Here is a 24,923-nt window from a genome sequence, read left to right on the forward strand (position 1 = left end):
CAGCCACACCTATTTACGGGCTCAAATTTGGGGTGGCTGCCATCGGTAACTTTAAAATACCGCCTCTACTTGTTATTCATAAAACCCCAAAATGTAAATAACTTGATTTTTTTGGGGCGTTTTAATTGGTTTAAATAGCAAGTATCTGTAGTGAGACTCAATTTATATTGACGACATTAACTTAAATTTAAACGTATTCGTTCGGACCTAGAGAGCGGGCACTTTTTATGTTTTAAATTGGTTGTTTTTTTTGGCGTCTTAATCCTGTACCATTCTGTTGTCTTTTTGCGTCTAATTTATAGCCAGGAAATAATAATTGAAAAGTGCTCCTCACTTCCTTAGCGTTCTACTAATATTCTTTGTTGCCATGGTTTCTAACTTTAAGGCTGATGCTAGTGGTTACGAAGAAATTTATATTCCAAAAACTAAACTGAGTGTATTTGTTCCAGTCGAAGTCCTTGGAATTAATGTGCAAATACCCAACAAAAATTTACCAGAAATAAGTCGCGAGACAGATTGGGGGTTTACTTTTGAGACAGCGAGTAACGGTGATAAATATATTCGCTGGAGCACAAGTATTAATGCTGCACAGTTTGAAGTACAGGGGCTATTAGAAAATGGCAATTGGGTTAGTATTCGTAAGATAAACCAGTATGGCATCAAAGTAGATGATGAAATATTGAGTTACCCCAAAATCAGATTAGGTGTTTGTAATTACTCAGATTGTGAACAGTTGGGCCAGTCAAACGAGGTGTATATTAGCGCTCAAACTGGTCAATTCTATACAATTGCACAAATTACAAAACCTAAATATTTGCTCATAAAAGTAGGCAATACTTTCGCCATGGCGCCTCGTGCAGTTAATGCGTCAAATTCAGAAGACTTTTTATTTAGAGAGCAGTTTGTCGACGCCATAACTTATAGTAATCAGCTTTTGCTTTGGAGCACATCTATTGACGCAGTAGAGTTTGAGATCCAAGGTCTGACAGAGAGTGGTGAGTGGGTCAGCATTAAAACCGTCGCGCAATATGGTGTTGAAATTGATGAATATATGCGCCAGTTTTTAAAACTAAGAGTACGCGCGTGTGATCATTATGGATGTGGCCAGTTAGGCACATCTAGGGATGTAAAACCAACACCTCACTTTATCACGCCTGTGCATCAACCGATTGTAGAACAGCAGTTACCAAGTGTGGATAACGTCGGTGCGATTGCCGCAAAGGCGGGGGTTAACGGCGGTGCTGCTACTTATCAAATACCCATAAAATTGCCACCAGGGCGCGCGAAAATGCAACCTAACCTTGCATTGAACTACTCTTCTTCGTCCGGTGTTGGCATTGCTGGAAGAGGCTGGTCTTTGTCGGGTCTTCAATCGATTAGTCGATGTGACGCGACAGTGGCACAAGATGGTTACAAAGCAACTCCATCATATAGTGCTAGTGATAAACTCTGTTTGAATGGCCAACGCCTGATTGCTGTAAGTGGTACATATGGCAAAAATGGAACAACTTATCGTACTGAGCTAGATAGCTTTGTAAGAGTTACACAAGTGCACGATATTACTATGGATAGTACCTACTTTGGAGTGCGTTATAAAAATGGCCGTGTTGCCTATTTTGGCTTGAACGAAAACAGTAGAGTTGTTCATGGTGATAAAACTGCGGCTTATAGTTGGTTAATTGCTTATGAAGTAGATGCCAGTGGAAGGAATTTTATTCACTATGATTATGTCACCGCTGGCGCAGGTGAACAACTTATTAGCACTATTTCCTATACGGGTGATGCGGCTGATAGCAAAGGCCGAAATACCATTGAATTTACCTACGAAGATAAGCGTCAAAGCTCATTGCGTTATGTTGCTGGTGGTCGACTTGAGTCCACCAAACGAATGGCATTGATCACAACTAAAGTGTCAAACAACCAAGTTAATAGCTACGGCTTAACATATGAAAATAACAAAGCAAATAGTACTGAACTGTTGTCGAGCGTAACTCAATGTTTTGCCGCAAACTCTTACTGTTTACCCGCTACCAAAATCAATTGGCACAATAAAAAAATACATTATGGTGTTAAACCTGTATTGGATAAGTATGGTAATGAATTGGCTGATACAGGGGTTCATAATCTTGAAGTGCCAGATGGAGACCGCAATGGTGACGGAGTAAGAGATTGGCCTAAGCGTTTTGTAGACCCTGAGGGCAATAGCCGGCTCCATACTATGCCTATGCCGAGATGCAGTCACACGTTTAGTATGATGAAACCTCAATGTAAAACTGGTGATTTTAATCAAGATGGTTTAACAGATACATGGGAAATACATAAAGGCAAATTGAGGATAGGTATTTCTGTTAAAGCTGGTTCACCAGTCTGGTACACCACAGATATTGAAATGGGGAAGTATGACACAATTGTTAATATTGCCGACTATAACGGAAATAGCTACAGTGATCTTGTGTTGTATCGAGAGCCTGAGAACGGGGGAGGGGTTGCGACCATACACTTGTACACAAACTCCACACATGAAAATACATCTATTTTCCGTGAAGAACGGAAACAGTTGTTACACCAATGGGGTGTAAGGACGATTGATTGGGTCAGGACACCATCTGAAGGGGTCAGCTTTCCTGGTGATATGGATGGCGATGGAATCCCTGACATTGCAATAAATAAAGAAGTGGAGATAACGGGTACTTCTGCAAGATTTGTTTCGGTTCTAGATAAAATTATCTACTTAAACTGGACTAATGGCAATATTTCAACAGAAAAGGTAGACATTGATTACAGCGGTGACAAGTCGGTAACCGCATTTACCATGCTGTTTGACGTAAATGGTGACGGATTGCAAGATTGGATTGGTTGGCGTGATCCCACGGAAATAAACCGCGAGTTATACGTCGCAATGAACAAAGGGAATAGAACATTTTCAACACCATACTCTCTAGGAACTGAAGCGAATATCCCGATCCGAACTAAAATGTTTTGGAAAAATGGCGATGCCCCAGAAAGATACATTGTTGCCAAATTTCCAAGTGGTCTTGTTCCTTCTGATATAGATGGTGATGGTAAACCTGAACTGCTTGTTCCAGATTCTATCGACACTGAATATTGTGTTTATGTTGTCAGTAACACAGGAAACGGTTTTAGGTGTGGTAATGGGTTGTATTCTACATATGAAAATATCGGCGTAAATAAGCGTGGCATAATAGTCAATCTTTTAGACAACATCGATTGGAGCGTATACAAACATAAATCATATAGTTTTGTTTACGATACATCGTCAGGAAAATATTCAGTTAAATCTAAACCTACAGAGCTTTTAGGTGTGCCAGGTAGAACCTACGTGATAGACGGTTTTGGCAAAGGTTTAAATGATATGGTGTTTAAATATGCAGACTGCGGAAGTGGTAGAGAGGTTTGCTACTACAAAGATCCTGTTTCAGGCTCACAACTAACTGGCCAAGCGGTCAACAAAATGTACTACAACCGAAACAGCGGCTCGGTATCGAGTGCAAGTAGCCTGAGCACCTACCAACCTAACGCGATAGTTGAGTCCATACAGGACGGGTTAGGCCGTAAAGCCCGTTGGAAGTTGTTGCCACTATCAAGCTCACAAGGTGGTGTTGGCACAACACCACACTATGAAACAGACCATAGCTATATTGGCGCTCTAGACAACGCATTCCACTTTAGCTCAAGCATGTATACGGTATCACGCTTTGAACAAAGTAATGGGGTTGGGGGGATGTCAGCCACTGAATATGCATATAAAGGGGCGGTATTCAGTGCCGATGGTAGAGGCTTTTTGGGCTTTAGAAGTATCATTGAAAAAAATGTAGATAAAAACTTAATTACGCAATCAGACTTTTCGCAAGAGTTTCCACGTCATGGCAAATTAATAACAAAAGCAACGTTTAAAGCTGGGGACTTTGACTATAAAGCACCGCTGCTAGGAGATGCCAAAAATGAGACAAAGGCGATCAGCCACAGTGAATTTATATGGGGAGACAATCCATCACACTGGATTGCATCGGGCAAGGTATATCATAACTACTTGAGTAAGCATATTCAGGTTACGCGCGATATTAATAATTTAAACACTATTATTGGTACGCAAAGCCAAGAAACGCTCAAAATAGACCAGTATGGCAACCCAACTGAAGTTTTTTCGAGCATATCGGACAGCTGGAATACACGTACAAGTCGAGTCATCAACGTTTATGATAATGACAGCACAAATTGGTGGTTAAATAAACTGACTCGAACCAAGACTACTAAGTATGCAGCGACGAGCCGTCATAATAATGATGCGCTCACTCTTTATGGTGGCGATATTCAAAACTTGGATGTTGAAACTAGCGTTTTGCGTGTTATGAGCGATTTTCATACTAGTCGCAAACCCAGAAAGATCGTTGAAAGCGCCACATCAGGCGAAGGAAAAACGATAGCCATGGCCTTTAATGGCTACGGTTTACCCAACAACGTGACGACTACAGCGAAAATATTCACAACATGGGGAACTTGGGTTAACAATAATAGAGTAGAGCAGTTTAGTTATTCCGACGATGGGTATTTTGTTGACACAGTGACTAATCATAAAGGCCACAAAGTCATCACCGAGACAGATCCGTCTACGGGATTTCCTACATCAGTACAAACCCAAGTTAAACAAAATAATTACGTAACAACGAGGTATACGTATGATCGTTATGCCCGGTTATACAGCGAACGGACTAAGGGGCAAGCAACGACTTTCCAAGTAGCAAGCTCTCCTGATAGTAATGCGCCTACTTATGCAGTTAAGCAAGTCACTACGCAATCAGCGGGTAAACCGACTTCCAAGACGTATTTTGATCAATTCAACCGGGTATTAAGGGTTGCGACAGAAAACTATGCGGGGCAGTGGGTTTATGTTGACACCGGCTATGATAAACAAGGTAATAAAACGCGAGAGTCTAGGCCATACCTGTTTTCCAATTCTAGGTATGACATCGAATATAAAAATTTTGATGTGTTGGGCCGGCCTAAATCTAAAGTGACACCGCAGTATTGTGGTCCCAATAGCCATGGCGAGATGACCGCTGAATATAACTATGTAGGTTTAACCACAGAAATTAATGTGAGCGAAACTTGCTACGGTTTTGCGCTAGGCACGATGTCTAGAAGCTACAGTATAGATAAACAGCTGATTGAAACCAAAGATGCCAATGGCAGCTATACCCGCTATGCCTATAATAGCTTAGGGTTACCCATCGTAATTCGTGATGCTAATGGCAATAGCATAGTTGCAAAATACAACGGAATGGGTCGTAAAATACAAGTTATTGACCCCAACCAAGGTCAAACTACCTTTACTTACAATGGCTTTGGTGAAGTCGTTGAAGAGAAGCGTAGCAACAATAAAACAGTGAATTTTTACTATGACAGCCTTGGGCGAGTGATATATCGAAAAGCCACAGGTGAAGGCACGCAAACTTTTACATTTGATACCACAAGTTATGGGCAATTAGGGGAGTCTTCGGCAAATGGCGTGGTGCACAAACATCATTATGATGACTTGGGCCGCCATGTAACGCATGAGGTGATAGGCGACGGTCAGTACTTTGTTACGTACACCTTCTATGATGGCAATCATGGTCGCGTAAGTGGCATGCGGTATCCAAATGGGTTAACACTCGGCTACGAGTATAATGACCATGGGTACCGTAAATCTATTACTAACCTGCATACTGAGTACGTGTACCAAATCGTGACTAAACGTGATGTGCTCAACAATGTTGAAGAACAAACATTAGGCAATAGGGTAATAGATAAAACGTATTACAGTTCAGTAACAGGTCAAATGACAGGCCACTATACCGAGCAATATGGCCGTAACTTACTCGGCATTGAATATACCAGCTACGACGGATTTGGTAACTTAAAGGCTATGGAGGTGATTTCAGGTGAAGTGGGTAAGCAGCACAATTATCAAGAGACTTACCAGTATGATGATTTACACCGTCTGACATCTAATGCCATTGAGGGTATTACAACCGTTCGCTATGGGTATGACGCGATGGGTAACTTGCGCAATAAGTCTGACTATGCCAGTGATTATGATTACAGCACGCGCCAGAGCGGCCACTCAGGCGGTGGTCCAAACGCAGTTAAACGCGTTTTCAAGCAAGATAAATGGGTAGGCTTTAGCTACGATGCACGCGGCAATATGGTCAAAGGAGATGGCTTAACCTCTGCTCACTATAACGCGATGGATAAGCCGACACTCATTACCAAAAATGGCGTGACGTCAGAATTTATTTATGGCCCAGACAACATGCGCTTTATGCAGGTCAAAGGCGACAGCACCACCTACTATGCGGGCAAGCATTATGAGCTTGAAATAGAAAACGGCGAATTTACTGAGCGAGCGTATATTGATGGCGTGGCATTAGTGAGCAAAACTGACGACTATCAAGCCCAGATACGCTATATGCACAGAGACCGTTTAGGCAGCGCCCGATTGATGACAGACCGCTATGGCAATGTGGTGGTTGAGCGTAATTTTGACCCCTTTGGCAAACCTCGTTCCTCAAACGGTAGTTTAAAATTTGAAGCGCGGTTAGGAGACAAAGGTAAAGCCAGAACCAATCGCGGGTTTACCGATCATGAGCACTTAGATGAACTTGAATTAATCCATATGAACGGTCGGGTGTACGATTATAACCTTGGTCGGTTTATGTCGGTTGATCCTTTTATTCAGAGTCCAAAAAACTCTCAAAGCTTGAATCCCTATTCGTATATTATGAATAACCCACTCGCGGGGACGGATCCGACTGGGTATATAGGATGTAAAGTTGGGGAAATATGTACAACATCTTTTGAGAAAAAGACTGAGTTTGTCGGAAAACCACTTTCTAGAATACAAAGGAGAGTTGAGACTACTACCATAACAACCACGAACTCGGCTGGTAATGTAGTTAATGTGTCAAAAATAGCTCAAAGCGGAAATAACATAACCCATTCCAGTGTTTCATATAACAACAATGGCGACATAAGTCAAGTGGTTGCGTCAACTCATAACAGAAAAACTGGAGAATCAGCTAGTGCAGCTTACGACTTTGGTACTCAAGAGAGCATAGCCAATGCCTCACCGACAACTATGAGTTCTACAGCCCCCTCATTGCAAGCAAACTGGTGCTATAACGGAGCTTGTAGAACTGGTATTATGTCAAGTATAGATACTCGAACTATCGGCCAAATAGATAATAGTTTGAGGAGTTTGAACTCTGGCTTTTCTGCTCTAATCGGTGGTGTGAGTGGTGCGGGTATGTTCAAAGCCTTAATAACCGATGTAGCTGAATATGTTACAAAGAGAGTAGGGCCCAAACTGGGATCTGCGGGAGGCCCAGGAGCGGGTAAAGCTTTCTCTCGAAAGACTCAAGATGCAGCTCGCGCAGAGGCTAATAATACCTGTGTTTTCTGTGATGTTGAGACAATTAGATCGAAGAAGCCCCATCCTCAGCGTTCAAACATAGATCATGCTATTCCTAGATCTCGGAATGGTAATAATACTCTTGAAAATGCTCAAAATACCTGCCAAACATGTAACCTTGATAAAAGGGCTCAAACTACCCAGGAGTATTTGGAGCGTTTAAATGGTGGAGGTTAAATGAGCTTTGGGATAACTGATAAAGCATTACCATTAGTGAAGGTAGTGTTTTCTCTTGGCACTAATGAATGGCACGGGTTTCATACTGAATCGGTCTGGGCCGAAAAAATAGATAATAACCGTTGTCGAATTCGAAACACTCCTTTTTATGCCAAAGGAGTTAGTTGTGAGGATGTTGTATTTATAAAGGATGTGGATGGAGCTTTGTTCTTTGATTCTACATCAATGGCGGCTGGGCACTCTACTTATCGGATCCTCCTAAATAAGTCGATTTTGGAAGGGGACTTCCTTAGGTATTGGGGGCCCTTAGAAGGCCTTGGCTGTACATATGAGAGTTCCGATATAGGAAAGATGACTTTATATGCTGTAAATGTGCCCTCAAATACCAATATACACGAAGCCTATAGTTTGCTTGAACGAGCAGAGAGAGATGGTGTCTGGGAGTTTGAAGAGGGGCATTGTGGCCACCCAATTTAATTATAAAGGTCGCCACTTTAGATATTTTCCTTTTAAAGCTGCCTTGGCAGCTTTTTTTGTGTCGTCTAGTAAAGAATATTCTAAACAATGTTCTAAAAATTTTTGTGTTAACTGAGTAGGCCAGCCAGGGCTGGCTGCGGCAGCCCAAAAATCCACATTTCCACTTCCAGAGTTTTGGGCGTAGGATATTATTTTACGAATAAGGATTTCATCTGGGATGAGTTGGTTTGTGGCTAAAGTTCGAATTCCTCCTTCAATTAGTGCTTGGTTATTAGTATCTATCCACTTGCCTAGCGAGATTTGCTTGTGATTTTCTAGTAGTTCTAAGTTCGTCACTGCATCACCTATAGCCGTAAGAACCATCGTGGCTTCAAAGTCTTGTTTAGCTATTTGTTGTAAAAAATTTAAGCTATCGGTATAGCCAGACTCACCCAGCGCCATAATCATATGGTATTGTGTTTCCCAGGTGCGCTTATCCTTGAGTTCACTTTTTAAAGCTTCGAGCAATGCCGGGCCAGTATCTTTTGCTTTTAGTTTTCTTAGCTTTTTAGCTGCTGAACGGCGTTTAGTTGATGCTTTACTGTGTAACTGTTCAGTTAGCAGGTGAATATCTATGTTACTCATTTAACCGCCTGCCTACCCGAATCCCACCTTCTGGACTGATACTTAATTATCAGACTCTCCAGCACTTCCCGTATCACCATCTGCTCGCCCTCAGGCATCTGACTGATCGCCTCTAGCTGTAGGGCTAAATCATCACCAGGATCACGCTCATGTTCCTCAAATAGCAAGAAGTCGGTACTGACATGCAGTCCGACTGCTATCTTCTTGATCGCTTCCAGCGAAGGCTGGGCCTGACCTGCTTCATACTTCTTCAGGCTGTTTACATGTACGCCCAGCACATCAGCCATCTGTTGTTGGGTAAGTCCCTTCTCTTTACGCAGGGTAATAAGTCTCTTAGCTAGGCTCATCATCAAAAGTGTTCTGATTAACGTTGCCATGATATACATTAGAATGTACCATAATAATCCATTGTTATGGTCTTGACAATATAGAAAAATTAAAGAAGACACCCACCTTAAATTTGGCAAAAAACTGAGTGTCGCCTATCTTTAACTAACGGTTAAAAGTTAGGCGCACAATTCATGGCAACAGCACGAAGTCGGCAAGTTAGCTTGGTGGATACTAAGTACTATCACTGCATATCACGATGCGTAAGGCGTGCGTTTTTATGCGGAGAAGATAAAGCAACGGGCAAGTCTTATGAGCATCGAAGGGGGTGGGTTGAAGAGAAGCTACTCCAACTTGCTAAGGTGTTTTGTATTGATGTGTGTGCGTATGCAGTGATGAGTAACCATACGCATATTGTTCTATATGTTGATGATAAAAAAGCAAAACGTCTAACGGATAAAGCCATAATTATACGCTGGCATAAGCAATTTAAAGGGACTTGGCTGACTCATAAGTTTATCAATGACGAGTCACTGACCAATTCAGAGCGTTGTTTACTGTCAGAGTTAATAGACAAATACCGAACACGACTAGCTGATATAAGCTGGTTTATGCGCACGCTAAATGAAGATATCGCGCGCAAAGCCAATAGAGAAGATGGTTGTACAGGGCGATTCTGGGAAGGGCGTTTTAAATCACAAGCCTTGTTAGATGAAGCCGCGTTGGCAGCGTGTTTAGCGTATGTGGATTTGAATCCAGTAAGAGCCAAAATGGCAGAGACGCCAGAAGAGTCAGACCACACCAGTATTAAAACACGTATTGAAACAGCAAAAGCGAGTAAACAACCTAAGTCACTTATGCGCTTTGCAGGTAACCCAAGAAAACATATGCCAAAAGGGCTGCCATTTGAATTCAAATATTATGTAGAGCTTGTTGATTTAACAGGTCGATGTATACGTGAGGATAAGCGAGGGTTTATCACAGGCGCTCAGCCCATCTTAGCGAGACTCAATATCCAACCAGAGAATTGGTTAAAGCTCACCACTCAGTTTACCAAGGTGTTCAAAGGTTCAGTGGGTAGGCCCGATGCTAAACAAAAGTATTGCGAGCACTTAAAGCTAAAACGACGAGGCAGCCTCACTCAGTGTAGTGAGTTACTCGCTTAGTCTCTAATATACATTAACACCCCAATTTCAACGTAGCTTTCAAAAGTGACGTGGTTAGTCATGTCTGAAATCCCAACAAAGTTATCAAGTTAAGTAATTTATCAAAGGTTAAAAGCGAATTGCGCTACTTTTAGTGGTTTGTTTCTGCTTTGAAACATGTCGGTGTAGTTGTGGAAAAAATTAAAATGGGTGTCAAGTTTCTATAATGTATCTAGTATCATGATGCCGTGGATACCTTTAGACATACGGGATACTAAAGAATGAAAACATTAGCAGAACAATTTCAAGCGCCAATGGGCAAACCAGTAAGAGTTGGTGATAAAGATGTACTGCCGATATTCACCGACCTAATTACTAACAAAACTTTGATTAATTTGCGTTGGATTGAAACCAACTCTAGTGTGAAACAAGGAATTCAAATTAAGTTGGATAAAGGTTCGATGGATATCAATGGAGAAAAACTATCTAACGTTGTGTTGTGGGAAGATACTAGCCCTACTGAAGTATCATTACTATGTACTCCAAAAAAGAGTTCAAAGTTGAAGATCTGGAATATTTGGGAGATCGACGGAGTTGTTCAAGCGTGGATTGGAAATGCTGGGATGTACATTGAAAACGAAGATAGTAAGACAGTCTTAAATTGCAGTGATGGCTTAGGAGATAGTAATTTCAACAATGTTAGGGTAGAGCTCTCTTTAACTGATTAACTAGATTTAATGTTACAAAAAGAATTAAAGAAGACACCCATCTTAAATTTTGCGCAGTTGGCCAAAATGGAAAAATATGGAAAGTTACCCAAGGGTTTTATTATTCACCACAAGGTTCCATTATTTAGAGGTGGTGACAACTCATTTAGTAACTTCAGAGTTATGAACTCTAAGTTTCACCAGAAATATAATAAGCGATTACACTGGTATGATGATGGCAAAAATATCTATGAAAAATAGAGGTAATATAAAATGTATAACCTAGATAATGTGTTAAAAAGTTTTAGCTCCAAAGATGGTTTTCGCTGTCATGGAGAACTTGATAGTACTTTGATTGCTTCGATGGAGTCCGATCTTGGAATAGCTTTTCCAGAGGAGTATAAAAAGTTTCTTATGCAGTATGGTTATATTGAGTGGTTTGGCCATACAATTTATGGGTATGCGACAGACGAAGATTATCATACAGTGCTGTGCACTAAAGAACTTAGAGAAGATGAATTACCTCATAACTTTAAGAGAATACCAAATGAGGGATGTGTATTAGAGAGTTATGGTGGTGGTGGGTACTACTTTTTGTATTCAGAAGAGTCTGAAAAAGCAGGAAGAGTTTCTCTATTCCTAGATGAGTTATACGGACAGGAAGCTCATTCTTGGGGAAGTTTTGGAGAGTTTTTAGAGTATATGTTAGGCCTTTAAATTTTAATCAAATTAAAGAAGACACCCACCTTAAATTTTTCAAGCAAGATAAATGGGTAGGCTTTAGCTACGATGCGCGCGGCAATATGATCAAAGGAGATGGCTTAACCTCTGCTCACTATAACGCGATGGATAAGCCGACACTCATTACCAAAAATGGCGTGACGTCAGAATTTGTTTATGGTCCCGACAACATGCGCTTTATGCAGGTCAAAGGCGACACCACCACCTACTATGCGGGCAAGCATTATGAACTAGAAATAGAAAACGGCGAATTTACTGAGCGCGCGTATATTGATGGCGTGGCATTAGTGAGCAAAACTGACGACTATCAAGCCCAGATACGCTATATGCACAGAGACCGTTTAGGCAGCGCCCGATTGATGACAGACCGCTATGGCAATGTGGTGGTTGAGCGTAATTTTGACCCCTTTGGCAAACCTCGTTCCTCAAACGGTAGTTTAAAATTTGAAGCGCGGTTAGGAGACAAAGGTAAAGCCAGAACCAATCGCGGGTTTACCGATCATGAGCACTTAGATGAACTTGAATTAATCCATATGAACGGTCGGGTGTACGATTATAACCTTGGGCGGTTTATGTCGGTTGATCCGTATATTCAGAGTCCAAAGAACTCTCAAAGCATTAACCCCTATTCGTATATTATGAACAACCCACTCGCGGGGACGGATCCGACGGGGTATACGGGGTGTACCGCGTCTAGGTTGAATTCAATTTGTGAAAATACCTCGGTGCATCATGGAGGTAACGATAACTTTGGAAATATGGGCGCCATTGCGACTCAAATGGGCGATGCTGCCATGTCTAAAGCGAGGTTTACTGCATATGCCAATTTGAACATGAATATCATTAAGTCTTGGATGAGTAAGCAGACCAGTGAGCAGATGGATATAGCTAGTCCGCAGGGTATTGCTGCGGGTGGAGTCGCTATTGGAAAAGCTACGGTAGATAGCGGTGCCGGAGGTTTATTAAAATCTGTGACAGATATATCAAAAAAATTACTTCCTAGTCTGGGAAAGGGCGGCATAACTGGAGTTGCTTTGATGCCCATGACCACTGCTACAGATGAGGAAATGTATGAACTAACCCGGAATGTGGTAGAGGAAAATATTCTTCATAATCGTGCGCTTGATCTCAAAGATGAGTTATCAAAAACAGATTTTGCTAGGCTAGAAAATGATCTTGCGGGCATACGTGCCAAACCTGATGGACCGAAAGGAGAGCAGTATGCTTTAATAGCAGAAGAAACTGGCGATTATGTTTGTTTTACGTGCTCAGGTGGTACCAAATGGCTAAACAAAGGTGATGTCTGGAAATATGGCGAGACAACTAATCCTTCGAAAAGATATTCAAACCCTCAATTACTCTCAGGGTTAGCTGGTCGAAGGCTAAGAAAAGTTACCCAGTATGAAGGCACAAAACGCCAGATTTTATTAGCTGAAAAATTAAAAATTTATACACACTTAGCAAAAACAGGTGTATTGCCACCGGGGAATAAGATTAGACGATGAAACTATTATTTGCTTACGAAACAGATGAAAACATAGAGCGCAATTATTGTGCTATCAAATCTCTTACAGATACAATTGAATTGAGGGCTGAGAAATTCGATACAATATTGGGTCTTGAATACATAGGCATCAAATTGATCATTAGAGCAGTACGAGAGGGTTATGAGGAGTTTTCAAAGCCTCAGAAGCCTAAGTATAGGAGAAAGGTAACTCTGAAAAACCCTTTATTGGGTGATGCATCATACCAAGGATACTTGACATTCGACTTGCTATTTTCAAAAGAGTCATACCAGCAGTTAGTGACTGCGAACGATAACTCACAGATTAAGAAAGTACTGGAGTTTGAATTGTTGCAATCAGAATCGGTCTTTAAAGAAATGAAGAGTAAACTGGGGAACGTGGATTCAAATGAGTTTAGTGAGTTGTTTAAAGGCATGCTTTAGCTATATAGATAGGCTTACCGACCTTGTAACAGATTCTGCGTAACTGCCATTTAGTTGATATGTTTTTCGAGGCGTCCCTCGAGCTCGATAATAAAACGACTCATTAATTTAAATGGACAGCCACCTTAAATTCTTTTGTGTTTGACTATTCACGTTGGCGAGCGCTTCGGGCACATTTTATCAGTAGAAGTGATTACGCGTGTCCAGCAACTAGCGCAATTTGTGCCAGCGCCACTAGTGCACTTCCATTTAGAACATGCAGGTGTAGTTGTGGTATAAATTAAAATGGGGGTCAAGTTTCTATAGAAAAACTTTCCCGAATAAAGATGCTGCTCGTACCTTTGAGGCAAATTTAATCGAACGTTATCGAAGGATGTACGGGCAAGACACGTTGCCGGGGAATAAAACGAATAGGTAGTGTTTTCGATGTCTGATCAAAGAATATTATTAATAGGTGGCGTCTCTTTAATAAAGGGGCGCGTCAGGGAAGCGGGTCTTGCAATGCAAGAAATTTGCGATGATCTGGAGCCGCTGTTGAATGAAATAGGCTATGTTGATAATGCGCCGTTTAAGACGGTTAGCATGATAATTAGGTTTGGAGAGAAAACGGATTTAACTCCAGACTATGATCCTATTAATAAGCGTCATAGTGAGCTGCCTGTTGCAGTCGAGATGGAGCTGGCAAGCTTACGAGTGGCTAGTAAGGATGTTGTCAAAAGTACTTTTGTGAAGGCTACAATTGATGTTCTCATTGATGTTGCCAAAAAGTATGACCTTCCTTCTGAACCGCTGGAGATGATAAAGGCTCAATAGATTTAAGTGTAAGCCCGCACCACGCGGGCTTTTCTTTATCCGCTATTTATTTTCCTTAGCCATTAATTTAAATGGACAGCCACCTTAAATTCTTTTGTGTTCGACTATTCACGTTGGCGAGCGCTTCGGGCACATTTTATCAGGAATTAAAGAACAGGAATTAAAGAAGACACCCATCTTAAACTTGATAAGTAATTTAGATGGACAGCCACCATAAGTTCTTTGGTGTTTTACTACGGCAGTCTCAAAATGGAAGTGGGTGTCTGCTGTATGTGTGTATGTGCCAGAACGTATAATGGGCGAAGTGATACAAATGATAAACAAGGTGTACCTCACAACGCTGATGAGCAATTGTAAGGTGAAATTTATAAAGATAAAATTTTCAATCGAAACTTAATAACTGGAGAACATGTAAAATATGACACTCAGTAACTTATTGATAATGTTGATAGTACTAGGCTGCAACAGTGTGGCATATGCTAATTCTGATTTGACCAATGAAGTCAAAAAGCTCTCTTATGGAAAAGACAAAAAAATTCAATTGCAAATTAGTAATGAAAAGACAATTGAGGTTACTATTTCAAAAACTATGAAGGGCAATGGAATTGTAAAGTTTGGAAGTTATGGATATGTGACTGTATTTGATGTCCACGATAATGGATTTGTTTATGGAGGAGAGGTCCTTGATATCGATGTATTAGATATAGATAAAGATGGTATTAAGGAAATAATAATATCCGGTGTAATTAACGAGACAAGTGATGAAGGTGAGGTGTTAGATTCATATAGTGCGGTCATTATATATAAATTCTTTGATGGTGAATTTGTTAAGGTTTTTTCTAAATCTCCTATAGAAATATCTTATTTTAAAGAAGGGTAGGTGACGATTTTTCGTTTTGTAATTGACAAGTGAGATATTTAGATTTTCGCGATGTGGTTAGGTGGTTCTTGTATATTTAATAATGTTTTTTAAATGGTGGTATGATTTTTATTATAATTAAATAAGGAGCGCGATTTTATTTGTAATGTGTTTTCTAATCTAATGTTGGGGGTGTTAAATTTTAATAGGAGATGAAATGGAGCTGGTATGGACTGAAGTACAAAAAGAACCTTATTGCGAAAAATACTTCAAGAAAATGGAAAGCTTAACTGGACTGCAAGGTATAATTGGGATGGTTAAAGATTTATTTCAATCGAAAATGCCAATTCCAAATCATTTTATCTTAAATATTAGCTTTCATTTTGAAACTTCTTTAATTTATATATATCTATGCGATCAAAATGATCTGCAAGAAGAGGTCGGTGTGCAGGTAATTTTACAACTGATTCCTTTTTCTTCGCACTTTGACGAGATTAAAGATAGTTATGATACTGACCTAGAGTTTAACGAAGCTGCTACCAAAGAACTGGTTTTGAAGTACAGGGCTCTGTTTGATAATAGCTGTATAGCAAAGCTTTCTAGTTTAGGGTTGGATATTAAGTTTTTTAACTATGGCTGGGATTGTTCAAGTGGTAGTGTTACATATACTGAAAATTGACTAAGTCTTCTAGCAATTAAACCCATTCATGAATAATGAAAATTTAATTGGGCAATTATTTTAAGTTTTTTGATGTTTTACTATTCACATTAGCCAGCGCTTCGGGCACATTTTAGTCGTAGAAGTGATTACGCGTGTCCAGCAATTATTGTAATGTGTGCCAGTTTCACTAGTTAAAAAACAGAGGGTAGATAACTCGGTATGACGACTTGGCTTAAAATAATACACGCTAAACTTATATTGATTATTTTTTTTGGTAGTAGCTTCAACAGTATATTTATCAACAGGTAGTGTTACATATAGTTTAGCGACCTTCCTAGCCGTATTTTTATTAATTTACTGGCGATTGATTGGGCCAATGCATTTAGTAACAAATAATGAAATTAAGGCTCTGATTGATTCTGGCTTGTTATATGATACTGAGATAAAACCTTATTCTGAATTTGGTAAGTTGTTGATAAGTAATAAATTGAATTCAGTTGTTGGACAGGACATGATTGGAAAATTTTCTGATAGTTATGTGACTTTTTCAATGAAAGATGGGCTATATGTATACAATCTAAATATTCCTTACATGAATATTTTAAGGTAAATTGGAGTAATATCGTTTCAATTAAAAAAGAGACAAAGGATATTGTTGAGAATAAAATTAGGGATAAAGATACCTATGAGATAAAACTCTCAAATGACAAATCAATTTATCTACCTATACTCGATGATATGATTATTATGTGGAGGAAAAATTACCCGAATTCAAGTTTCAAGTGCACCTCTCACATTATCGAGTGAAAAGGCTTCTTTCGGCGTCTGATAATCTAAGCTTTTTCTGGACCGACTATTAATTTTATGTGCTACTTTTTGTAGTTCATTATCAATTATAGAAGACATAAATGGAGTGTCCATATATGTCTTCTTTAACAGGGCGTCAATTTCAACCACGTCACCTAATAGTTCCTTTCACGATTTACCATATAGGAGCAAAGGACCGTTTTCCCCACACTATCATCGATGGCACCTAAACATGTTTTTACCTTCGCCCAACGGATACTATTATCTTTCGGAAATGAAAGGCGCCCATAGTTACGACAAGCAACAAGGCTTAAATTTGGACTATTTATTAATAGATATTTCATACTCTACTGAGTATATAGTGCGCGAATAACGCACTAATTAAGCTTTATTAGTCTATGCGTTGACCACGCATGTTAGATTTACATCAAATCAATACGATGAATCTGACAACCTTCTGTGCCATGATTAATGTACAGTCGAACATTATTACCGGTTGCCTTAGCGGTTAATAATACACTTAGCATATCTTGGTAAGTATCTGGTGTAGAAGACTTTTGTATATATGCAGTTTCATTGTTTGTTGGAAGAGTGCACATTCTAGTTTCACCAACGATACTAAGCGTTATATTTTTGGATGAGCTCTTGGGACTATGCACTTCTATACGCCCAACTTTCCCCGTAATTTGGGAATCCCAAGCATAAGCTAAGTTTGATCCGAGAAAAAAGATGCTAATTGCAATAATTGCTAGAGTTTTCATATCCTGCCTAATTGTGAAACTTTGTTTGACGACAACTCTAGCATAACTACAGTGTAAAATCTGTTGTATATTAACGGCTATTCATACTACTCGCTTCATTGCTCATAACCATAATAACTGCTAAGAATATAGTTAAACTTGACATAAATGGAGTGTCTATAAATGTCATGTTTAATTTTTAATATTGTAAGGTATTAAGAGTTATGAAAAGAGCGTCAGCATATTATAGAAAAGGTAAAATATTTTTGCATTCATCTTCGAAAACTGAACAAGGCGTGTGGATACTGTCTGAGCCAGCTGTTGTACTTGACTATAACGAGTGTGTTAACGAGTTGGGCGAAGTGCTTTTGGATGTACTATCCAAATCTAAGAGTGGAATTAGACACCCACAAAATTGGTCAGATCTTTGCTCCCCAGTTCTGAAATTGACGGGAGTAAAATCCTGGAGAGCTTTCAGTAAGTCTGCCAAGTGTGTTGAAATAGATCTCATTGGAGAAAATGTGGAGTTATTTCCAACGATAAATCATGGTGCCACAGAGGGATTTGAAGCAGTCGATAGCTTGCTAATAAAAAAGTGTGCGAGTGACTGCAACGACTTGGGGCTGGCTTTGCTTGAGGCGATAGAGTTATCAAAATAACGACTTCTTTCTAGTGAGTTAGAAACGCTTAGAGCACAATAAAATACAATTAAAGATTAAAGATGACACCCATCTTAAATTCCGTTCGTTTATCAGACAACTTTCACAGGAAAGTGATTCATCAAGCCGGTCAGATTATGGATGAATACAAAATAAATCATGTAAACTTTGTCCCTTATAAGCAGGTAATTTATGTTAATTGAAATTCCAATAGAATTTAAAGAAATTTTGTTGAGAATAGAAGGCCATAATTTAACAGAAGAACTATGGGCTGAAATTGAGTCAAGTGATATGTTTCAGTCGGAAATATTTTGCGGTGGCTTTGATGCAGATGAAAATGAATTCTGTTTCAGCTTTTATGAAAGGGATAGGAATGAATATTGGTTTCAATTCCCGCTTGATGAAGTCCGAGTTATGCTTGAGCTTGAAAAAATTATTGTAGAAACTTGCAAGGTTTAACTTTTAAACCATGCCCAAAGCAAACTTATTCATAATTAACAGAGTTTAATGTAAAGGGGAGCAAGTATTATTTACTGCAAACCCCTTACTAGCTCGTAAATACCCGAATTCAAGTTCCAAGTGCACCACTCACATTATCAAGAGAAATTATAGAAGACATATATGGACACTCCATGTATGTCAAACAGAGTGAATCTATCGGGCAGCTTTTGCAGCCTCGTTGTTTTTTAATACCTACCAGCTGAACTTCGATCATTAGTCACATGCAATAAAACGTTGCTCTGACATATATCCAGGTTTAACTGTTATTCAGCGCCCCTCATGGTCTACGAGCCTACACCCCTTAACCCGAACGCAACCAAGCGAGAGTCGTCGAAACCCTCAATATTTAAATAAAATCAATAGCATCAGTCTTAAGCGCCATATTTACAATGATGCTGTAGAATGGATTGATGCTTTCTTGAAAGGTATGGGGTTATAAGGGGCACAGATGACAAACATGAAGATTTTGAAAAAAAGTAAACAAAAGCCTGCTTTGGGAGATATTTTTTCTTTTCAAATACTCGAAGGTAAATTCCATTGGGGGAGAGTCGTCAGTTTAACTGCTAACGTGGGCGGTTTTAATGATTGTGTTCTCATTTACATTTATGCTACTGAAACAGAAGACGGTCTAACAGTACCATCATCACTGACTGTGGATAATTTGTTGTTGGCGCCAATTGCCACCAATGAATTACCATGGAAAAAGGGCTATTTCCAGTTAGTTGATAATCAAGAGCTAACAAGTGAAGATTTACTCACAGTTCACTGTTTTTATGATGTTCTTTTTAAAAAGCATTTTGATGACAAGGGCAATCAATTAGACAAGGTCTACGAACCGTGTGGGGTCAATGGTTTGGATAGCTATAGGACGATAGATGATAAAGTTAGTGAAGCAATAGGTCTAGAACTAGCACCTGACTAAAGTTCAAAGAAGAAAAATTTTATTGGACTACCATGTTAAGCTTTTTGGTGCTTTATTAATCACCTCGGCCAGCGCTTCGGGCGCATTTTAGCAGTAGAAGTGATTACGCTGTCCAACAACTGTCGCAATGTGTGTCAGCATCACTAATTGGTGGCACTGATAAAGTTGCTTCTTTCTACTGTTTTGGCGTGACAAGTTCTTTTGCATAAGCGTGATCATCGTGCTTGTTTGAGTCACTCAATTAAGTGAAAGAAATGGTGTGGTTCTGGTGATTGGATTACAACGAAGAACGCACACATGAAAGCCTTGGTAATCTGCCGTCTGCTGCTTACTGAGCTAAATTAGAAAGCTCTAATTTACTGGTGTCTCATTAACGGGGAAGTTGCAGGATGACACAAAAACAGTTTAACGACTATATTGATAGTAATCCTCAGTTTTTCCAGATTGAAGATCCTATAAATAATATGAGTCACAAATTTGAAAAAACGTGGGGCTGATGAGTTCACTAATTAAGTTTGTATATCAGAAAGATTTTAAAGAAATTGAGCGTTCGATAACTGATGGAGTTGATGTCAATATTAAAGACTCCGATGGGCGAACAGCACTAATTCATGCTGTTCTTGATTCTGAGCCAAACATTGAAATAGTTAAACTGCTATTGAGATTAGGAGCCAATGTTGATCACCAAGATGATTGTCAACACTGGAGTGCTTTACATTTTTCTGCACGTGATAATCATGTTGACATTGTTTTAGTTTTACTAAAATCCGGAGCTTCAATTGATTTGTTAGATGCATTTGGCAATACACCGCTATGGAGAGCTGTAATGTCTTATAGTGGTAATAGCGCTGTAATCGAAGCGTTACTGTCTTACAGTGCAAATCCAGGGAAAGAAAACAACATTGGCGTGTCTCCAAGAATTTTGGCAGAAACTATGGGGAAAAATGAACTGCTGACGCTTTTCCAATAAAATAGATTAGTAAGTTTATTGAATTTGCCATTAGACGACTGATAAGACTAGATTTTTGAAAAGTTTGGAGCTGCGGACAAATACGGTGCTGAAAATCTAAAGAGAATGCTCAAAGATAGAAGAAGCTTTGTTTCCGCTGGCCACAAGACCATGCCACCATAGATCCTTATAGAATAACAGGAGATAAAAAAGAGGTGAGCAATAAAACATTATCTGAAGAATTCCAAAGCTCAATGGGAGAGTCCATTGAGTATGAAGGAATGAGTATATCTCCGATATTTATTGTGGAACTAGCAGGTGAAAAACAGCTCGCAATAAATTGGCTAAGTCCCTTTTCTGAATATAAACAAGGAGTGCGAATAAAAATAGATAAGGGTACGTTACTAGCGAAAGGAGAAAGCTATTCTGAGACTACCCAATGGGAAGATACGTGCCCCAATTCAGTAATACTCAAATGTATACCTAAAAAGAAAGCAAAGTTAAAGAGCTGGAATGTATGGGATGCAAAGGGTCTATGTCATTCTTGGTTAGGAAATACAGGTATTAATATCTCAAAATCTGAAAGCCATTTTTTCTTGAATAGTAGTGTGGGGCAGGAGATGCAAATTTTCGGAATGTAATTTTAGAGCTAGCAATAGATTAACATCGTAATTTCTAATGAAATCCACCCCAAATATGAGTGGTAAACAATCTAAAGATTTATTACCCATCATAAACTTGGCAAAAAGCTGAGCGCAGCCTATCTTAAAATAAATATAAATGAGTCTCCTGTTTGTTATGTTTACTTATATGTTGAATTCGGATATTTGTTACTTTTATTAGTGCTTTACTATGGAAATAACAGGTAAGAAAGCTGACTAGCTAGCTGGCCAGATTCAAGAGTGTGTTTAAGGCGGCATACATTGCGTGTTCATATATGGCTATGCAATCTAACCGCCTGTTTAAAACTAATGGTTTTTAGTTAAGCGTGAAACTTTCATCGCCAAGAAGTTACTATTAATTGACAAGCGCGTGCTGTGTTAGGTTACTATTGCAAAATACAAAATAGAAATTTAAAAAGTGAGAAAGTTATGAAATACATGCTAATTACGCTAGCACTAATTGTATCTGGATACGCGAATGCCGCAGTGCATGTAAAAGATGCACAGATAGAGAGTATTTATTGCGGCTATGTAGATACCTATGACATGTGTTCGATTTTATTTACTTCGGATACAGTTTTACATGAACAGGAAGGCAGCTGTCATACTTTGCCTAGCAAACGTATGCAGTTTAAAGGGGATACTGCGATGGGGAAATCACTGCTCTCATTGGCGTTGGCTGCGCATACGACTAAGGCGCGAGTAGACGTCTATGCCACAGGTAAGTGCAGCATCTATCCTGGGTTATCAGATGTGAATTACATCACGATTAAGTAGTGGTGCGAGCATTACTATTTTATTCATGATATAGAAAATGCCCAGTAAACTTAACTGGGCATTTTACCGTTAAAGATAATAGAAAACGAAGTGGAACTGGCATATTATTATTACCTACATTAAGCAACAATCGGATCCCTAAACCAAAAATGAATACTTGTTTCAGCATTGTTTTTAATTATTGCCATCCTTGTTTTGGGTACATTACCTCACCACCCAAAAAGTAGGCCTATCTAAGGGGAACACTAAAAAATCAATGCTTTGTGGCCTCGCTAAATCTCGTTTTATACTCACCAGGAGACATATCAAAGGTTTTTTTAAACTCGCGATAAAAGGTGTTTTTGTTGTTGAACCCAGCTTCTAAATACAACTCTGAGACTTTTGTTTTTTTGCTCGCTAGTTTTAGCATGCGCGCGGCTTCATAAACCCGGTATTTATTAACGAACTCGTAAAAGTTGGTATCTAGGTGCTCGTTGAGCAACTCAGATGTCTGATTATTGGTCAAATCTAATTCTTTAGCCAAGCAGTTTAGCGATAATTCATTTTTCAAATAAAGTTGCTCCTTTTCAAATAAATCGATCAATAGCTTTTTTTGTTGATTTGCCAAATCTGGTGCCAGTTCCAATACTCTTGTTGGTTTTGTCTGCTTTATTTTTACGATATCTATAAATCCTTTAGAGAGCATTAAAATATAAATAAAAGTCAATGTATTACTCAGGTCCCAAAGTAAACGTAAGTAATCCGAACCCATTTTATGTAGTGTTACTTGAGCAAAGTATGCGCTAGAAACGACCAGAAAAAATACAACAATTGCTTTTTGACCGATCAATTGCTGAACGCACGGATTGGTAGTGTGATCTTTACTAAACCACGTCTTTTTAACGAGCAAAAATTGATAAAAAAGCACGTGCAAAAAGTACAGTAAGGCTAAGAGTGTTGGGATTTCTTTTTGTTCTACCAACCTGCCCGTGTAAAAGATAACAAACGGGAACAAATGGAGCAGTAATTGCGCGTAATCAAATTGCGCTTCTGATTTATACGTGATGTAAAAATATATTGCAGGACCAAGCAATAACAGAGAAGAATGCACAAATGCGATAAACGGATACGGCATATAATTAAAGGCGATACCGATGTATTCCAGCATAGGAGTTGAAAGCAGCAACCAAAATATAAATAGCGCGATCTTTTGGTCTACCGCCAAGCGACCTTGTATCAATGCCAATGCAATGGTCACAAACACAACGTAAGCAGCTGAAACTATGTAAAGTATTTTGAGTGATTCTGCTATCACATTAAATCCTTTTTTATAAGCAACGAAGAAAATTGAGTGCAATACACTAACGCACAACAAAAGAAAGTAAAGGGTACAAAGATGACGGTTTCTAATACTTACTGCATACAGCTTTTGTAAAAGCAGGGAGGATGTTTTCATTTCCTTTGTTGCAATTACAAACAAAAATGAATGGGAGTTGACTTTTAAAAGCAAAGTAGCCTCTGATTATCAGAGGCTACTTACGTAGCAGACTACACAGGAGAGAGGTTAATCATCTAGTCGGCGCAGCCAATCTTCAAGTGCGCGGCCAATCGCGTCAGGCTGGTCTTCTGGAAGATAATGTAGCCCTTGTCCAACATAAGAGGTCTCTAATTCATCAATATTTTCAACATACCACTTAAGTACTTGAGGTGAGCGCTCTACACTCGGTGAGCCGTAAACATACAAAGTCGGCATGTTAGTTCTGCGCATGAAGCGTTTGATACCACGCATTATGCGGTCTGTTTGAGTAGGCTCACCCGCAATAGGAAGCTGATTAGGCCAAGCGAGCAAAGGCTTTCTAGACTCTGGTACAAGATATGGTGCACGATAAGCGTCCATTGCCTGATCGCCCAACGTCCGGTTAACCGAAGCAGGTAAAGCTTGTTCAATCCACATATTTTGATCTATTACTAACATTGGCCCCAACACAGGATCTCTCAATGCTCTAAAAAAATCTGCGACAGGGCCAAGACTCTCATAGCTTTCAGCTGGAAATTGTGGTGGCAAAACGCCTTCCATAAAGGCAAGCCCAGCTACTTTTCTTGGGTGTTTTTTTGCGTAGAGCCAAGCAATTGCCGCGCCCCAGTCATGGCCGATTAAAATGACTTCATCAAGATCTAACCGATTTATAAAACGGCTGAAGTATTGATATTGCTCTTTGAATGTATAGTCTATATCTGGTTTGCCCGAATCCCCCATACCGATAAGATCAACGGCAATGGCCCTATGCGTATCGGCAATATAAGGCATAATATTTCGCCAAGAATACGATGACGTTGGATTGCCATGAACGAAAACCACCGGTTTACCTTCACCTTGCTCTAAATATGTCATCCAACTACCTTTTACTTCGATTGAGTGCTGTTCAATTTGATGTGTTTCCTCAATAACTGGTAGTGGCAGTTTTACACTGCTTGTAGCCATAAATGGAGTCGATACTCCCAAGAGAGATAACAGTAAGATGCGTGCATAAGTCATTTTGTGCTCCTCAATATTGTTAAATTACCTATAGCGCGTACCCACTTTATAAGGTGTTGAAAGCAGCGTGTTCTCTTTAGCGCAAAATGAAGGATTTATTACATTAGTATACTTTTCATATGGTTATACTTGTCATTTTGATTAGGGGGATGGTTGAACTCTAAACTCAAGGAGCATCGAAAGCACATTGGGCAGGAATTAATTTGTCATGTTGGCCCCAAAACGCACTATAACTGCTGTATTCAAGCATCAAAACTTCTAAACAGAGGGTATCTAAGATAACCGCAAAGGAAGCGCGAGCGGGGAACTGGTTAATCAAACTAATGTAGATTTCTAATTAGAAAACAAGAACCGGTAATGGTTGTCGAAATATTGGGAGATATAAATCTAGGCTTTCATAGTATATGCCACATGCAAATATGGGGCGAATACAAAGAAGGG

At 39.5% G+C, this 24,923-nt stretch carries 23 protein-coding genes; 18 read left to right on the plus strand and 5 right to left on the minus strand.

All coding sequences use genetic code 11. The features are described from left to right. Positions 1-316 precede the first annotated feature (316 nt). Together N480_RS12000 and N480_RS12005 are read left to right on the plus strand one after the other, a co-directional pair. Entirely contained in the window at positions 317-7,648 is a 7,332-nt protein-coding gene (locus N480_RS12000; RefSeq protein ID WP_063372739.1) for a SpvB/TcaC N-terminal domain-containing protein, read from the plus strand. Further along, the gene (locus N480_RS12005; protein WP_063372740.1) at positions 7,649-8,125 is read left to right on the plus strand and encodes a DUF4265 domain-containing protein; all 477 of its coding nucleotides are present in this window, start codon (positions 7,649-7,651) and stop codon (positions 8,123-8,125) included. Here the strand turns inward: N480_RS12005 and N480_RS12010 are convergent, their stop codons facing one another. Together N480_RS12010 and N480_RS12015 are read right to left on the minus strand one after the other, a co-directional pair. Beyond that, a complete protein-coding gene (locus tag N480_RS12010; protein WP_063372741.1) occupies positions 8,126-8,749 on the minus strand; it encodes a HEAT repeat domain-containing protein in 624 nt (207 codons plus the stop codon). Next, positions 8,746-9,096, minus strand: a complete 351-nt coding sequence (locus N480_RS12015) for a helix-turn-helix domain-containing protein (protein WP_063372780.1) — start codon at positions 9,094-9,096, stop codon at positions 8,746-8,748. The genes N480_RS12010 and N480_RS12015 overlap by 4 nt, the downstream gene beginning before the upstream one ends. Positions 9,097-9,270: 174 nt before the next feature. On the opposite strand from N480_RS12015, the gene N480_RS12020 reads away from it, so the two are divergent. The 9 genes from N480_RS12020 to N480_RS12065 all read left to right on the plus strand — a co-directional run bounded on the left by N480_RS12020 (position 9,271) and on the right by N480_RS12065 (position 16,560). After that, positions 9,271-10,242, plus strand: a complete 972-nt coding sequence (locus N480_RS12020) for a transposase (RefSeq protein ID WP_063372742.1) — start codon at positions 9,271-9,273, stop codon at positions 10,240-10,242. A 260-nt stretch (positions 10,243-10,502) separates the two neighbouring features. After that, positions 10,503-10,949, plus strand: a complete 447-nt coding sequence (locus tag N480_RS12025) for a hypothetical protein (RefSeq protein WP_063372743.1) — start codon at positions 10,503-10,505, stop codon at positions 10,947-10,949. 252 nt (positions 10,950-11,201) lie between these two features. Then, a complete protein-coding gene (locus N480_RS12035) occupies positions 11,202-11,645 on the plus strand; it encodes an SMI1/KNR4 family protein (RefSeq protein ID WP_063372745.1) in 444 nt (147 codons plus the stop codon). Next, positions 11,600-13,174 (plus strand): RHS repeat domain-containing protein, encoded by a 1,575-nt coding sequence (locus N480_RS12040; protein WP_063372746.1) that lies wholly within the window; start codon positions 11,600-11,602, stop codon positions 13,172-13,174. Before N480_RS12035 ends, N480_RS12040 begins: the two co-directional genes overlap by 46 nt. Continuing rightward, entirely contained in the window at positions 13,171-13,617 is a 447-nt protein-coding gene (locus N480_RS12045) for a hypothetical protein (protein ID WP_063372747.1), read from the plus strand. Before N480_RS12040 ends, N480_RS12045 begins: the two co-directional genes overlap by 4 nt. Before the next feature lie 426 nt (positions 13,618-14,043). Further along, the gene (locus N480_RS12050) at positions 14,044-14,430 is read left to right on the plus strand and encodes an Imm39 family immunity protein (protein WP_063372748.1); all 387 of its coding nucleotides are present in this window, start codon (positions 14,044-14,046) and stop codon (positions 14,428-14,430) included. 469 nt (positions 14,431-14,899) lie between these two features. Next, complete coding sequence (locus tag N480_RS12055; protein ID WP_155732830.1) at positions 14,900-15,310, plus strand: hypothetical protein; 411 nt, start codon at positions 14,900-14,902, stop codon at positions 15,308-15,310. A gap of 196 nt (positions 15,311-15,506) precedes the next feature. Then, positions 15,507-15,968 carry a hypothetical protein gene (locus N480_RS12060; protein WP_063372750.1) on the plus strand — a complete coding sequence of 154 codons (462 nt, stop codon included), beginning with the start codon at positions 15,507-15,509 and terminating at the stop codon, positions 15,966-15,968. A gap of 253 nt (positions 15,969-16,221) precedes the next feature. Next, the gene (locus N480_RS12065; RefSeq protein WP_155732831.1) at positions 16,222-16,560 is read left to right on the plus strand and encodes a hypothetical protein; all 339 of its coding nucleotides are present in this window, start codon (positions 16,222-16,224) and stop codon (positions 16,558-16,560) included. Positions 16,561-17,179: 619 nt separating this feature from the next. On the opposite strand, the gene N480_RS12070 is transcribed toward N480_RS12065, so the two are convergent. Continuing rightward, the gene (locus tag N480_RS12070) at positions 17,180-17,518 is read right to left on the minus strand and encodes a hypothetical protein (protein ID WP_063372752.1); all 339 of its coding nucleotides are present in this window, start codon (positions 17,516-17,518) and stop codon (positions 17,180-17,182) included. 203 nt (positions 17,519-17,721) lie between these two features. Here N480_RS12070 and N480_RS12075 point away from each other — a divergent pair, with 203 nt between their 5' ends. From N480_RS12075 to N480_RS12100, 7 genes are all read left to right on the plus strand, one after another. After that, a complete protein-coding gene (locus N480_RS12075) occupies positions 17,722-18,156 on the plus strand; it encodes a hypothetical protein (RefSeq protein WP_063372753.1) in 435 nt (144 codons plus the stop codon). A 192-nt stretch (positions 18,157-18,348) separates the two neighbouring features. Then, positions 18,349-18,615 (plus strand): hypothetical protein, encoded by a 267-nt coding sequence (locus N480_RS12080; protein WP_063372754.1) that lies wholly within the window; start codon positions 18,349-18,351, stop codon positions 18,613-18,615. Positions 18,616-19,105: 490 nt separating this feature from the next. Continuing rightward, positions 19,106-19,579 (plus strand): Imm26 family immunity protein, encoded by a 474-nt coding sequence (locus N480_RS12085; protein WP_063372755.1) that lies wholly within the window; start codon positions 19,106-19,108, stop codon positions 19,577-19,579. Between the two features lie 389 nt (positions 19,580-19,968). After that, positions 19,969-20,076, plus strand: a complete 108-nt coding sequence (locus N480_RS25995) for a GH-E family nuclease (protein ID WP_081231846.1) — start codon at positions 19,969-19,971, stop codon at positions 20,074-20,076. Then, entirely contained in the window at positions 20,076-20,549 is a 474-nt protein-coding gene (locus tag N480_RS12090; RefSeq protein WP_063372756.1) for an ankyrin repeat domain-containing protein, read from the plus strand. Before N480_RS25995 ends, N480_RS12090 begins: the two co-directional genes overlap by 1 nt. 194 nt (positions 20,550-20,743) lie before the next feature. After that, a complete protein-coding gene (locus N480_RS12095) occupies positions 20,744-21,169 on the plus strand; it encodes a hypothetical protein (RefSeq protein WP_063372757.1) in 426 nt (141 codons plus the stop codon). Positions 21,170-21,619: 450 nt separating this feature from the next. Further along, on the plus strand, positions 21,620-21,967 hold the full coding sequence (locus N480_RS12100) for a hypothetical protein (protein WP_063372758.1): 348 nt from the start codon (positions 21,620-21,622) through the stop codon (positions 21,965-21,967). A gap of 253 nt (positions 21,968-22,220) precedes the next feature. Here the strand turns inward: N480_RS12100 and N480_RS12105 are convergent, their stop codons facing one another. Then, positions 22,221-23,261 carry a helix-turn-helix domain-containing protein gene (locus N480_RS12105; RefSeq protein ID WP_063372759.1) on the minus strand — a complete coding sequence of 347 codons (1,041 nt, stop codon included), beginning with the start codon at positions 23,259-23,261 and terminating at the stop codon, positions 22,221-22,223. A 249-nt stretch (positions 23,262-23,510) separates the two neighbouring features. Continuing rightward, positions 23,511-24,482 (minus strand): haloalkane dehalogenase, encoded by a 972-nt coding sequence (locus tag N480_RS12110; protein WP_081231848.1) that lies wholly within the window; start codon positions 24,480-24,482, stop codon positions 23,511-23,513. Positions 24,483-24,923: the final 441 nt, after the last annotated feature.

Source organism: Pseudoalteromonas luteoviolacea S2607, assembly GCF_001625575.1.
Classification (GTDB): Bacteria; Pseudomonadota; Gammaproteobacteria; order Enterobacterales; family Alteromonadaceae; genus Pseudoalteromonas; species Pseudoalteromonas luteoviolacea_E.

Excerpts from the sequence above, each read along its gene's own strand:
- N480_RS25995 (WP_081231846.1), top strand. The coding sequence starts at position 19,969 with ATGACACAAAAACAGTTTAACGACTATATTGATAGTAATCCTCAGTTT.
- N480_RS12085 (WP_063372755.1), top strand. The coding sequence starts at position 19,106 with ATGACAAACATGAAGATTTTGAAAAAAAGTAAACAAAAGCCTGCTTTG.
- N480_RS12060 (WP_063372750.1), top strand. The coding sequence starts at position 15,507 with ATGGAGCTGGTATGGACTGAAGTACAAAAAGAACCTTATTGCGAAAAA.
- N480_RS12080 (WP_063372754.1), top strand. The coding sequence starts at position 18,349 with ATGTTAATTGAAATTCCAATAGAATTTAAAGAAATTTTGTTGAGAATA.
- N480_RS12045 (WP_063372747.1), top strand. The coding sequence starts at position 13,171 with ATGAAACTATTATTTGCTTACGAAACAGATGAAAACATAGAGCGCAAT.
- N480_RS12100 (WP_063372758.1), top strand. The coding sequence starts at position 21,620 with ATGAAATACATGCTAATTACGCTAGCACTAATTGTATCTGGATACGCG.
- N480_RS12050 (WP_063372748.1), top strand. The coding sequence starts at position 14,044 with ATGTCTGATCAAAGAATATTATTAATAGGTGGCGTCTCTTTAATAAAG.
- N480_RS12015 (WP_063372780.1), bottom strand. The coding sequence starts at position 9,096 with ATGAGCCTAGCTAAGAGACTTATTACCCTGCGTAAAGAGAAGGGACTT.
- N480_RS12020 (WP_063372742.1), top strand. The coding sequence starts at position 9,271 with ATGGCAACAGCACGAAGTCGGCAAGTTAGCTTGGTGGATACTAAGTAC.
- N480_RS12025 (WP_063372743.1), top strand. The coding sequence starts at position 10,503 with ATGAAAACATTAGCAGAACAATTTCAAGCGCCAATGGGCAAACCAGTA.
- N480_RS12110 (WP_081231848.1), bottom strand. The coding sequence starts at position 24,482 with ATGACTTATGCACGCATCTTACTGTTATCTCTCTTGGGAGTATCGACT.
- N480_RS12010 (WP_063372741.1), bottom strand. The coding sequence starts at position 8,749 with ATGAGTAACATAGATATTCACCTGCTAACTGAACAGTTACACAGTAAA.
- N480_RS12005 (WP_063372740.1), top strand. The coding sequence starts at position 7,649 with ATGAGCTTTGGGATAACTGATAAAGCATTACCATTAGTGAAGGTAGTG.
- N480_RS12070 (WP_063372752.1), bottom strand. The coding sequence starts at position 17,518 with ATGAAAACTCTAGCAATTATTGCAATTAGCATCTTTTTTCTCGGATCA.
- N480_RS12035 (WP_063372745.1), top strand. The coding sequence starts at position 11,202 with ATGTATAACCTAGATAATGTGTTAAAAAGTTTTAGCTCCAAAGATGGT.
- N480_RS12090 (WP_063372756.1), top strand. The coding sequence starts at position 20,076 with ATGAGTTCACTAATTAAGTTTGTATATCAGAAAGATTTTAAAGAAATT.
- N480_RS12075 (WP_063372753.1), top strand. The coding sequence starts at position 17,722 with ATGAAAAGAGCGTCAGCATATTATAGAAAAGGTAAAATATTTTTGCAT.